12 protein-coding genes are annotated in these 11,845 nt (G+C 71.2%); 6 read left to right on the top strand and 6 right to left on the bottom strand.

All coding sequences use genetic code 11. The features are described from left to right. Positions 1 to 839, top strand: an 839-nt coding sequence (locus tag VFE05_16670) for an HD domain-containing phosphohydrolase (GenBank protein HET6231710.1), incomplete at its 5' end; no start/stop codon positions are given. 278 nt (positions 840 to 1,117) lie between these two features. Then, a complete protein-coding gene (gene pdxH, locus VFE05_16665) occupies positions 1,118 to 1,741 on the top strand; it encodes a pyridoxamine 5'-phosphate oxidase (protein HET6231709.1) in 624 nt (207 codons plus the stop codon). A 509-nt stretch (positions 1,742 to 2,250) separates the two neighbouring features. Here pdxH and VFE05_16660 read toward each other — a convergent pair. Continuing rightward, positions 2,251 to 2,616, bottom strand: coding sequence for a hypothetical protein (locus VFE05_16660; protein HET6231708.1), 366 nt, complete (start codon positions 2,614 to 2,616; stop codon positions 2,251 to 2,253). A 179-nt stretch (positions 2,617 to 2,795) separates the two neighbouring features. Here VFE05_16660 and nfi point away from each other — a divergent pair, with 179 nt between their 5' ends. From nfi to VFE05_16640, 4 genes are all read left to right on the top strand, one after another. Next, entirely contained in the window at positions 2,796 to 3,536 is a 741-nt protein-coding gene (gene nfi, locus VFE05_16655; protein HET6231707.1) for a deoxyribonuclease V, read from the top strand. A gap of 298 nt (positions 3,537 to 3,834) precedes the next feature. After that, positions 3,835 to 4,332, top strand: a complete 498-nt coding sequence (locus VFE05_16650) for a sigma-70 family RNA polymerase sigma factor (protein ID HET6231706.1) — start codon at positions 3,835 to 3,837, stop codon at positions 4,330 to 4,332. Continuing rightward, positions 4,329 to 5,228 carry a hypothetical protein gene (locus tag VFE05_16645; protein ID HET6231705.1) on the top strand — a complete coding sequence of 300 codons (900 nt, stop codon included), beginning with the start codon at positions 4,329 to 4,331 and terminating at the stop codon, positions 5,226 to 5,228. The genes VFE05_16650 and VFE05_16645 overlap by 4 nt, the downstream gene beginning before the upstream one ends. Before the next feature lie 74 nt (positions 5,229 to 5,302). Then, positions 5,303 to 6,055 (top strand): TonB-dependent receptor plug domain-containing protein, encoded by a 753-nt coding sequence (locus VFE05_16640; GenBank protein ID HET6231704.1) that lies wholly within the window; start codon positions 5,303 to 5,305, stop codon positions 6,053 to 6,055. Between the two features lie 282 nt (positions 6,056 to 6,337). On the opposite strand, the gene VFE05_16635 is transcribed toward VFE05_16640, so the two are convergent. The 5 genes from VFE05_16635 to VFE05_16615 all read right to left on the bottom strand — a co-directional run. Continuing rightward, entirely contained in the window at positions 6,338 to 7,495 is a 1,158-nt protein-coding gene (locus VFE05_16635; protein HET6231703.1) for a PPC domain-containing protein, read from the bottom strand. A gap of 572 nt (positions 7,496 to 8,067) precedes the next feature. Then, positions 8,068 to 9,498 (bottom strand): pyruvate dehydrogenase complex dihydrolipoamide acetyltransferase, encoded by a 1,431-nt coding sequence (locus VFE05_16630; protein HET6231702.1) that lies wholly within the window; start codon positions 9,496 to 9,498, stop codon positions 8,068 to 8,070. Positions 9,499 to 9,516: 18 nt separating this feature from the next. Beyond that, positions 9,517 to 10,497: a pyruvate dehydrogenase complex E1 component subunit beta gene (locus tag VFE05_16625; GenBank protein ID HET6231701.1), complete on the bottom strand. Its 981-nt coding sequence runs from the start codon at positions 10,495 to 10,497 to the stop codon at positions 9,517 to 9,519. Between the two features lies 1 nt (position 10,498). Then, complete coding sequence (gene pdhA / locus VFE05_16620) at positions 10,499 to 11,560, bottom strand: pyruvate dehydrogenase (acetyl-transferring) E1 component subunit alpha (protein HET6231700.1); 1,062 nt, start codon at positions 11,558 to 11,560, stop codon at positions 10,499 to 10,501. Between the two features lie 39 nt (positions 11,561 to 11,599). Beyond that, the coding region (locus tag VFE05_16615; protein ID HET6231699.1) for a lipoyl synthase at positions 11,600 to 11,845 on the bottom strand (246 nt) is incomplete at its 5' end.

Raw genomic sequence — 11,845 nt, 5'->3', positions numbered from 1 at the left:
TGGAGGTGCGCTCCCGCGCGCCGGACACGCGCCTCATCCTGATGACCGGGCACGGCGACCTCTCCACCGCCGCCGCCGCCATCGACACCGGCGTGGACCAGCTCATCCCCAAGCCCTTCGACAACGCCGACCTGCTGGCGCGCGTGGAGTCGTCGCTCGCCCGCGCACGCGCGCGCAGGCAGGACCGCCGCGAGCGCGAGGTGCTGGAGGCGCGCCTTCGCCAGCGCGACACCGAGAGCAAGATCTGGATCCTGCGCGCCGCGCACGCGCTGGCCCACGCCGTGGAGGCCAAGGACCCGTACACCGCCGGCCACGCCCGCCGCGTAACCGGCTACGCCATGACGCTGGCCGAGCAGACCGGCGGGGTGGACCTGCTCAGCTTCCGCCTGGCGGGCGACCTGCACGACGTGGGCAAGATCGGCGTGCCGGACAGCGTTCTGGGCAAGCCCGAGCGCCTCACCCGCCGCGAGTTCGACCAGGTGCGCAAACACCCCGTGATCGGCGCGCGCATCCTGAAGCCCCTCATCGACGACCCGCTCGTGATCGGCGTCGTGCGGCACCACCACGAGCGGTGGGACGGGCTGGGCTACCCGGACGGCCTCAAGGCCGAAGCCATCCCCTTCCCCGCCCGCGTGCTGGCCGTGGCAGACACGCTCGACGCCATGACCAGCCTGCGCGCCTACCGCAACGGCATGCCGTGGGAGACGGCGGTGGCCGTGATCCGCGACTGCGCCGGCACCCAGTTCGACCCCGCCGTCGTCGCCGCCTTCGACGCTACGCTGGACACCCTGCACCGCCACTACGTCCAGTTCCACGCCGACCCCGTCCCGCCCGCCTGACGTCCGTCCGAAGTCCCTCCCCGCCGCTTGCCCCCCGCCCCCGCCGCTCCTACGTTAGCGCCGCCCCGCACCCGAGTCCGAGCACCGGGCCGTAGGGGTGCGATTCATCGCATCCGATCCGTCCGGAAATGCGCAGGCACGTCCGCAACGCGCATCGTCCCAACGACTTCGGCCGATGCGCTACTAACCGACGGGAACCACGGGGATCGGATCGCCGGGCTGGGATCGCTCGATGGACACACATGCCGCGGCTCGCCGCGACTGACGGAGGATGGACCTTGACCGACCACACCTCGCACGTGCCCGCCGCGCCGGACGCCAATCCGTTGCGCCGCTTCGGCGAGCTGCTGGAGCGCGCCCGCGCCAGCACCGAGATCCGCGAGCCCACCGCCATGTCGCTCGCCACGGCAGACGAGCGCGGCCGGCCCTCCGTGCGCATCGTGCTGCTCAAGGGGTTCGACGAGCGCGGTTTCGTCTTCTACACCAACCTGGGCAGCCGCAAGGGGCGCGAGCTGGCGGCCAACCCCTTCGCCGCGCTCTGCTTCCACTGGCAGCCGTTCGAGGTGCAGGTGCGCGTCGAGGGCGCCGTGCAGGCCGTGGACGCCGCCGAGGCCGACGAATACTTCGCCTCGCGCGCGCGCGGCAGCCAGGTGGGCGCGTGGGCGTCGCGGCAGAGCACCGAGCTGCCGGCGCGCGTGGACCTGGACCAGCGCATCGCGTTCGTGGAAGCGCGGTTCGGCGACGGCGCCATCCCCCGGCCGGAGTTCTGGTCCGGCTTCCGCGTGGTCCCGGAGCGCATCGAGTTCTGGCAGGGCCGCCCCAGCCGCCTCCACGAGCGCGACGTCTACGCGCGCGACCTATCGGTCCCCGGCACCTGGCGGACCGGGCAGCTCTACCCGTAGCGGCTCCTGGCTTGGCGGCGGCGGACCGCTCCGGAGCCGGCCGGCGGAAACAGCCCCGCCGTCCGTCTCCTCCCCGGGGGCGTGGAGCCTCCTCCTCCGGCCAACGGTACTGCTGTCGGCCTCCGTCCGGGGTCTCCCCGCCCGCGAGCGAGCCCCGGCAAACCGCCGCCGGGTCTCCCTCGCCCAAGGTGTGGGAGAAAACCAACTTACCGCTCGACAAGCTCGAAGCGCGCTCCGGCAATCTAGCCGAAGCGCGCTTCATCTTTCCACTGCAGCTCACCCCGCCCGCCGGGACCACCGCCGTTCCCAGCCGCTGGTTTCACCACCGGCGATACCGCGAGTACGCTTAACATCACCCAGGCGAGATCGGGCTTACATCGCCGGCAGATGCAGCACCTGGCGCAGTCGACAGCACTGATCGTATCTCCCGAATCGCCGGTTCACGTCCGATCTCCGGCGCTCCGCATCTCCCCCGATCCACGCTTCGGTCGAAGCACTGCGCGTCCGGCCTACTCCTGTTGCACCAGCCACTCCATCGCCGCCTCACGCGTGTCGAACGTCTGGATCTTGCGCTTGGAGAACATGATGATGCCCGAGAGCACCACGCGCATCAGCCCGGTGACGCCCACCACCGCGCTCGCCGTCACGAACGGCGTGTTGTGCGATGCGAGCTCCTTGAGCGCCGCCACCACCGTGCTGTCGTAGTGGCTGCCCGTGACGTCGGTGATCACCCGCAGCGACTTGGGCGGCTGGAGCCGCACCACGCCCTTCGACGCCTCGATGGCCTCCAGCGCCTCGGCCGGCGCGCGGATGCCGGTGTAGTCCATCAGCAATATGCGCTTGCCGCGGTGCTCGATGAAGCGGGTGCGGTCCATGAACGGGCTCCGGGAGGAGTGGGGCGGGAGCGGCGGGAGACGGTTTTCCAGGGCGTGGAAGATGGCCGCTTTTCCGGCCTTCCGCCAGAGCGGAGGCAGAACGGCCCCGCTCTTCCGTATGGACCCGAAGTTGCCGCCCGCCTCCACGTCGTCCGCCCGATCCCCTGAACCGACGCACGATGTCATCGACCGAGCCCGCCGCGCTGCACCATGGCTGGAACCTCTCCATCGCCGAAGCACGCGAGGTGCAGCTGCGGCTCCGCGAGCAGCTGGTGCTCCAGGCTCCGCCCAACTTCGCGCCGCGCACCGTCGCGGGCGCCGACATCTCCACCGAGAAGCACGCGCACGAAGGCTTCGCCGGCATAGTCGTGCTCGACGCGGCCACGCTCGCGCCCGTGGGCGAGGCGACCGCCGTCGCGCATCTCCCCATGCCGTACGTGCCTGGCTACCTCTCGTTCCGCGAGCTTCCCGCGCTCGCCCTCGCGTGGGAGCGGCTGGGTGAGAAGCCGGAGGTGCTGGTCTTCGACGGCCAGGGGCTGGCGCACCCGCGGCGGTTCGGCGTCGCCTGCCACGGCGGCGTGCTGTTCGGCATCCCCACCATCGGCTGCGGCAAGTCCATCCTCATCGGCAAGCACGGCGAGCTCGGCCCCGAGCGCGGCGCCACCGCCGAGCTGGTCGACAAGGGCGAGGTCGTGGGCATGGCCGTGCGGACGCGCGCCGGCTGCAAGCCGGTCTACGTCTCCCCCGGCCACCTGATGGACCTCGGCACCGCCGTCCGCATCGTCCTCGCCGCCAGCCCGCGCTTCCGCGAGCCGGAGACGACGCGCCAGGCGCACCGCCTGGTCAACCGCCTCCGCCGCGCCGCATCCCCCGAAGCGCAACCGACGGATGCACGCCCGCCGCAAGACGATCCGGTGTGACGCGATAAGCCGCCGGCCGGCGCGGAGTTACGCTCCACCGCACTGGAAACGGTACCATCGGCACTTCTCCCGACACAGCATTTCCGGTAGTATTGAAGCAGGTGCCACTCGCCCGTTCGGGCGTCGGGCGCCCTCCCGCATCTCCCAGCCGCACACACGGGCCCCGCGCCCGCACCCATCGGGCCGCCCGGTCAGAATCGCGCGGGCAGGCTCGTTACATCACGCAGAACCACAGCGGGGCCCCGGCCCCGGAGGTAGCGTAGTCTTGGCGGAAGCTCCTCAACCAGCGGACGGCCGTTTGAACGTCACCCAGCTCTTCCTGGAGCATTACGACGGGCTGTTCAGGTACCTCGTCCGCCTCACCGGCGACTCGGACCTGGCCGCCGACGCCGCGCAGGAAGCGTTCGTGCGGCTGGTGGAACGCCCGCCGCAGGACCGCAACGTGCGCGCGTGGCTGTTCGCCGTGGCCACCAACGTGGTGCGCGACGGCGCGCGTGCACGGGCGCGCTGGCTCACGCTGCTCATGGGCTCGCCGGACCGCGTGCCCATGGGCGACGTGGGCCCCGGGCCCGAGGAGCAGATGGCCAGCGGCGAGCGCAGGCGCCTGGTGCGGGCCGCGCTGGACCGGATGAGCTGGAAGGAGCGCACGGTTCTGCTGATGCGTGAAGAGGGCTTCGCCCACCACGAGATCGCCCAGGCGGTCGGCACGACGACTGGCTCCGTGGGAACCATGCTCGCACGCGCGCTCCGCAAGCTGTCGGCGGAGCTGGCGGCGACCTCGGAGAGCTTGAGATGACATTCACCACCGGAGTGCGCCCGCCCCACCTGGCGGACGGCGACCTCCTTCGCACGATAGACCGCCAGCTGGACCTGGAGGGCAGCCGCCGCGTGCGCGGCCACCTCGCCTCGTGCGCCTCGTGCGCCGCCCGCCTCCGCGACCTGGACGAGCGGAGCCGCCTGGTGCGCGAGCACGTGGCCGAGCTGCCCGTGCAGCTCCCCGACCCGTCGCGCCGCGCGCTGGCGCTGGCGGCCATGGAGCGAACCCGGCGCCGCCGCAGCCTGCTGGGCACGTCCACCACGGGGGGCACGCTGCTGAAGGTCGCGGCGGTGCTCCTCGTCTTCATCACGGCCGCCATGGGCACCAGCCCCGGCCGCGAGTGGCTGGGCGAGCGCGTGGCCGTGTTCGCCGGCCCCGAGCCCGACGCGCTGAGCGCCGCGCTGCTACGCCTGCTGCACCGCAAGCCGCTGTCGGACGTGCGCGCCGTGGCGGCCGACGGCGTCGCGGGGCGCGGACCGGCCGCCCCCGGGCCGCTCACGGCCGCGCCCAAGCCCAAGCCGCTCGCCCCGCCCGCACCCCCGCCGCCCGTGTCGTTCAGCCCCGAAGGCACCGAGGTGCTGCTGGAGTTCGAGACCATGCAGGCCGCCGGCGGCGCCACCCTCCACTTCGGCGACATGGCCGGCGCCACGGCGCAGATCGTCTCCGGCGCGGGGGGCGAGAAGCTGGTGGCGCTGCCCGACGGAATCCAGGTCCGGAATTCGCGGCGCTCGCGGGCCGAGTACATGATCGAGCTGCCGAACCGGTTCCGCGTGGTGCGGGTGCGCGTGGCGAAGCGGCAGGAGACGCTGATCCGCGTCTCGCCCGGCAAGCGTGACTGGCTGTGGACGATCGAACTGCGCAGCTCCGCCCTGTAGCGGCGGCGCAGCGCACCCGGCGGCGGCGTCCGCAACCGCCCGGACCCGCCGGAGCCATCCTCCCGGAGGACACGATGCGCCGTCCCACCCGCACCCTCGCACCCGCGGCCCTGGCCGCACTCGTCCTGCTCTCGCCCGCGACGTCGCATGCCCAGGGCGTGCTCACCGCGCGCGTCACCGCCTCCGTCACGGGCGAGCCCCTGCGCGGCGCCGAGGTCCGCATTCCCGCCTCGCGCCGCGTGCTGTCCACCGGCGACTCCGGCACCGTGGACATTCCCGGCCTGCTGGTGGGGCGGCACGTGGTGGAGGTGCGCATGCTGGGCTACGCCACGCGCCGGGTGGAGGCGCGGGTCGAGTCGTCTTCGCCCACCACCGTGGCCGTGACGCTCGACGTGGACCCGGTGGAGATGGCCGCGCTCACCGCCGAGGCCGAGAAGCGTACCTGGGGCACGCGCATGCTGGAGTCGCGCGGGTTCTACGACCGGCAGCGGCTGGGCACGGGGCGGTTCATCACCCGCGACCAGATCGCCACGCAGAAGACGCCCTCCATGCCCGACCTGCTGCGCCGCTTCCTCAACATGCGCTTCAGCGACAGCCAGAACGGCTCCATCCAGTCCACCTCGCGCACGCCGCTGCGGGGCACCGGGCGCTGCTCGCCGCTGTATTACGTGGACGGCATCTTCCAGTTCAACCTGGACCTCCAGACCATCAACCCGGAGTCGGTGGAGGGCATCGAGGTCTACCGCGGCTCGTCCGAGACGCCCAACGCCTACCGTCAGCGCGACGCCCGCTGCGGCGCCATCCTCATCTGGACCCGCGTCCGGTAGCTCCCGCATCCGCGAAATCTTCCTTCACTCGGGGTCGCGGCAAAAGGCCGGGAGATGCGGGGCGGGAGATGTCGATCGGGAAATCGAGCCAGGGATGACGCAGATCGGCAGGTGCGCGTCGGCAGATGTGATCGGCTGGACGAAGATGCGCATCGGCAGAACTCGACCAGCCGATGTAGATGCAATCGAAAGAAGCAGATCGGCCCCCGTCCAACCGTGGACGGGGGCCGATCCTCTTTTCATCTACCGGCCCGCGATTTCGGCCGGTCCGTCCTGCGCCCGCTACTGGCTGCGCGAGGACTCCAGCTTGATGGTGTAGGCGCCGGTGGAGTGCGCGGCGATGGAGTTGGCGCGGATCAGGTACTCGCCGTCGGCGTCGAGCGTGCGCTCCAGCTTGGAGTTGTTGCCGCCCGCGCCGTCGTCGTCGGTGTCGATCTGCTTGAACTCGCCGTTCTCCATCCGCCCCAGCACCACGAAGCTGTCGAACGCGTCGGACGTCATGGTGATGGTGATCTTCTCGCCCGCGTGGCCGGTGAAGCGGTACAGGTCGTAGTACGAGTCGTCCTCGGCCGCCGGGTCGGTGTCGGCCAGCGTGCCGCTCACCGTCTGGCCCACGGCCAGGTTCGAGGCGACCGGCTGCGGCGCGGGCGCACGCTCGGACACCTGCAGCGTGTACGCGCCCGTGGAGTTCTCGCCGATGGCGTTGGCGCGGATCACGTAGCGGCCGTCTTCCGGCAGCGTCGCACGAAGCCGCGCGTTGGTGCCGCCGCCGCTGTCGTCGTCGCTCTCGGTCACGTGCACGTCGCCGCCCTCCATGCGCCCGAAGCCCAGGTACGCGTCGAAGTCGGCGGCCTGCATGGCGATCTCCAGGCGCTGGCCCTTGCGGCCCTCGAACGTGTACAGGTCGTAGTGGGTGCCGTCGGCATCGAGCGTGGGGTCGGTCTCTTCCAGGCGCCCGCTGACCGTCTGGCCCAGGCGCACCGGCACCGGCGGGGTGTTCACCGGCGTGGGCAGCGTGTCGACCGCAACGGTGAAGCTGCCCAGGCCTTCGGGCTTGAGCGATTGCGCCACCACGAAGTACGTGCCCGTCTCCGGCAGCGTGTAGCGCAGGCGCGCGTCGCTGTTGCCGCCGCCGTCGTCGTCGGTCTTCAGGTAGTCGGTGAGCCCGGCCACCTGCCGCCCCAGCGAAAGGTACGAGTCGAACGCGGTGGAGCGCATGATGATGGAGAAGCGCTGCCCGCGGCGCCCGGCCAGCCGGTACACCTTGAAGCGGCCGTGCAGGTTGAGCGTGGGGTCGCTGTCCGAGAGCGCGCCCGTGACCGTCTGGCCCTCGCGCAGCATGGGCGCGGCGGCGGGGCGGCCGGGCTGCGCGGCCGCGGGAGCGCTCGCGCACAGGGCGAGCGCCGCCAGGCCGGCGGAGACGCGTCGCATGGAGGTCATGTGGAGCACCTTTCCTGAAGGGTGGGATTTCGCCGCAACGGTGCGCCCGCGCCCTCTTCCGGGGGCGGTGCGGGCGGGCATGCGGCGGGGATGATGGACGCCCTCCGGACGGTGGGCCTGCGGGGTCCGGGCGGGCTTCGGGATGCGGGATGCTCGTGCGGCCGAATCCGACGCTGCACATGATGGGGCGCCGCCGCTCGCCGCGCAACGTTCCCGGCCGCGTACGACACAGCGGAACGGCGAGGCGGCGCGCGTCTCCCGTCGCGCTGCGGTGAACCTGCCGCCCGCTCCGCATCTTCGTATCCACCGATCGGCCTCACGCGGAGTGCGATTCCACCGCGACGGGCGGACCGCCACGCTCTCCCAGGGGAACGGCAGGCTCACGCGGAGGCACGGAGACGCGGAGAACTGCACGAGAAGGGAGCTGTTCTCCGCGTTTCCGCGTGAGACGCGTCGGCGGACGGATGCGAGGGGGATGATGAACGGCGAAGGCCGCGCCGGTGACGGAAGATGCGAGAGGGGCCTCCCCGCCGTGGGAAGGCCCCTCTCGTCATCCTTCGTCCGCCCGAACGTCAGGCGATCATCAGCATCGGGTCTTCCAGGTAGCTCTGGAGCGTCTGGAGGAACGCGGCGCCGGTCGCGCCGTCGATCACGCGGTGGTCGCAGGAGAGGGTGACGCGCATGCGCTGCCGCACCGCCATCTCGCCGTTCACCACCACGACCTTCTCGTTGATGGCGCCCACCGCCAGGATCGCCGCCTCGGGCGGGTTGATCACCGCGGTGAACTCCTCGATGCCGAACATCCCCAGGTTGGAGATGGAGAAGGTGCTGCCCGTGTACTCCTCGGGCTTCAGCTTCTTCTCGCGCGCGCGGCCCGCCAGCTCGCGGACCTCGGCGGCGATCTCGGTCACGCCCTTGCGGTCGGCGTCGCGGATCACGGGGGTGATGAGGCCCTCGTCCACCGCCACCGCCACGCCGATGTGCACGCCGTCGAAGAAGCGGATGGACTCGCCCGTCCACGACGCGTTCACGAACGGGTGCTTCCGCAGCGCCGAGCCCACGGCGCGGATGATCAGGTCGTTGGGCGAGACCTTCACGCCCTTGTCCTTGAAGCGCTCGTTGATCCGCGCCCGCATCCGCACCGCCTCGCCCATGTCGACCTCGATGGTGAGGAAGAAGTGCGGGACAGGGCCGATGGACTGCGTGAGCCGCTTGGCGATGGTCTTCCGCATCTGCGACAGCGGCACGTCGCGATACCCGCCGGCGGACGGCGCGGCCGCGGCCTTGGGAGCCTCCGCCTGCTGCGGCGCCTCGGCCGCCGCCGCCGGCTGCTGCTGCGCGCCGCCGGCCTGCACGGCCTGCTCCACGTCGCGGCGGATCACGCGGCCACCGGGGCCCGTGCCCTGCACGCCGCCCAGCTGCATCCCTGCGTCCGCCGCCATGCGGCGGGCGAGCGGCGACGCCTTCACGCGCCCGTTGTCCGACGCGCCCTGTGCGGGAGCCGCCTGGCCGGACTGCTGCCCCCCCTGTGGCACCGGCGTGGGCTTCGCCCCGGCCGGAGTGGCCTCCGCCGGGGTGCCGCGCTCCGCCTGGTCCTGCTCCGTGTGCTCGGACCCCGCCAGCGCCGCCGTGGCCTGCGCGACGTCGGCCTGCTCCTTCGAGCCCGCCTTCGACGCGTCCGGCACGCTCGCGCCCTGGGTGCCGCCCGCCGCGCCCTGCGAGGCCTTCGCCTCCGCCGCGCCGGTGAGGGCCGACACGTCCTCGTCCGCCCCCGCGATCACGGCGATCACCGTGCCCACGGGCGAGGTATCACCCTCGCCCACCATGCGCTTGCGCAGGACGCCGGAGCCGCGCGCCACCAGCTCCATGGTGGCCTTGTCGGTCTCGACCTCGGCCAGCACGTCGCCTTCCTTGACCTCGTCGCCCTCGTTCTTGAGCCAGGTGACCAGCCGGCCCTCCTCCATGGTGGGGGAGAGGGCCTCCATGTAGACCTTGGTTGCCATGTGTTCAGCTCTCCCGGCTCAGCGGTACAGGACGCGGTTGACCTTCTCCACCACCAGCTCCACGCTGGGCTTGGCGGCCTTCTCCAGGCCCTTGGCGTACGGCATGGGCACGTCCGCCTGCGTCACGCGCAGGATGGGCGCATCCAGGTGGTCGAACGCCTCCTCCTGGATGAGCGCCGCAACCGTCGCGGTGATGCCGCCGAAGGCCCAGCCCTCTTCCACCAGCACCACGCGGTTGGTCTTGGCAACGGTGGCCAGGATCGCGTCCACGTCCAGCGGGCGCAGGCTGCGCAGGTCCAGCACCTCCGCGCTCACGCCGTCCTTCTCCAGCTGCGCGGCGGCCTGTAGCGCCACGTGCACCATCTTGCCGTGAGTGATGATGGAGACGTCTCTCCCCTCGCGCTTCACCTCGGCCACGCCCAGCGGGATGACGAAGTCGTCGTCCTCGGGCACCTCGCCCTTCAGGTTGTACAGCATCTCGCCCTCGAACACGGCCACCGGGTCGTCGTCGCGGATGGCGGCCTTGAGCAGGCCCTTCGCGTCCGCAGGCGTGCCGGGCACCACGATCTTCATGCCCGGGAAGTGGGCGTACATGGCCTCCAGCGCCTGCGAGTGCTGCGCGGCGAGCTGGAGCGCGGCGCCCGTGGGGCCGCGGAAGGTGATGGGGATCTTGAACTGCCCGCCACTCATGGACAGCAGCTTCGCCGCCGAGTGCACCACCTGGTCCAGCGCCAGGAGCGAGAAGTTGTAGGTCATGAACTCGATGACCGGGCGCAGGCCCGTCATGGCCGCGCCCACGCCCAGGCCGGTGAAGCCCAGCTCGGTGATGGGCGTGTCCACCACGCGCATCTCGCCGAAGCGGTCCAGCAGGCCCTTCGACACCTTGTAGGCGCCGTTGTACACGCCCACCTCTTCGCCCATCAGGAAGACGTCGGGGTCGCGCTCCATCTCTTCGGCGAGCGCCTGGTTCAGCGCCTCGCGATACGTTATGACCGCCATCTCAGCGATTCCTCATGTCGAAATAGAGCCGGCCGTTCACGTCCTCTTGGGCGTAGACGTCCTTGTAGAGCTCGCCCACCTCGGGGTCGGGCGAATCTTCGGCGAACTGCGCGGCCTTCTCGGAGATCTCGCGCACCTCGGCGTCCATCTTCTCCAGCTCCTCCTGCGACAGGATGCCCTGCTTGGCCAGGAAGTCGGCGTAGATGCGGATGGGGTCCTTCAGCTTCTCGCGCTCCACGTCCTCCTTCGTCCGGTACACGCCCGAGACGGGGTCGGACATGGAGTGGCCCACGAAACGGTAGGTGCGCGCCTCGATGAGCGTGGGCCCCTCGCCGCTGCGGGCGCGGTCGGCGGCTTCCTTGGTCACGCGGTACATGTCCAGCGGGTCCATGCCGTCGGCCACCGCGCTGGGCATGGCGTAGGCGCTGGCCTTCTGCGCGATGTCGTACAGCGACGACGCGCGCTCCCACGCGGTGCCCATGCCGAAGCGGTTGTTCTCGACGATGAGCACGAGGGGAAGCTTCCACAGCGCCGCCATGTTCAGCGATTCGTGGAAGGCGCCCTGGTTCACGGCGGCCTCGCCCATGTAGACCTGCATCACCCGCTGCTCGCCACGGTACTTGATCTTCCACGCCACGCCCAGCGCCAGCGGGATCTGGCCGCCCACGATGCCGTGGCCGCCCAGGTAGTTGCGCTCGGCGCTGAACATGTGCATGGAGCCGCCCTTGCCCTTGGAGCAGCCGGTGGCCTTGCCGTACAGCTCGGCCATGATGGAGCCCGGGTCCATGCCGCACTGGAGCGCGTGGGCGTGCTCGCGGTACGCCGTCATCACGTAGTCGCCCTGCTGCAGGGCGTGTATGGCGCCGGTGGCCACCGCCTCCTGGCCGATGTACAGGTGGCAGAAGCCGCCGATCTTGCCGATCGCGTACGCCTCCGCGGTCCGCTCCTCGAACCGCCGCTGCAGCAGCATGGAGCGCAGCATCTCGCGATTGTCGTCGCGCTGCGCGGAGGCGTCGCCGCTCGGCTGCGCGGCGGGCATGGGGTCAGCTTTCTTCTTGGCCATGGGTCAGACGGAAGGGGGACTGCGAAAGGCGGGACACGGCTACACGTTCGCGGCCTGCACCTGCTCCCACGCGTGATAGCTGGAGCGCACGAGCGGGCCGCTCTCGACGTGGCGGAAGCCCATCGCCATGCCGACGTCGCGCAGGTGGCGGAACTCCTCGGGCGTCACGTACCGATCGAGCTTGATGTGGCCGTCCGACGGGCGCAGGTACTGGCCGAGCGTGAGGATGTCCACGTCGACCGTGCGCAGGTCCTGCATCACCAGCTCGACCTCGGGAATGGTCTC

The organism is Longimicrobiaceae bacterium (genome assembly GCA_035696245.1).
Taxonomy (GTDB): domain Bacteria; phylum Gemmatimonadota; class Gemmatimonadetes; order Longimicrobiales; family Longimicrobiaceae; genus DASRQW01.
The sequence above is the reverse complement of the archived record's forward strand: the minus strand, read 5'-3'. Positions and strand labels throughout refer to the sequence as shown.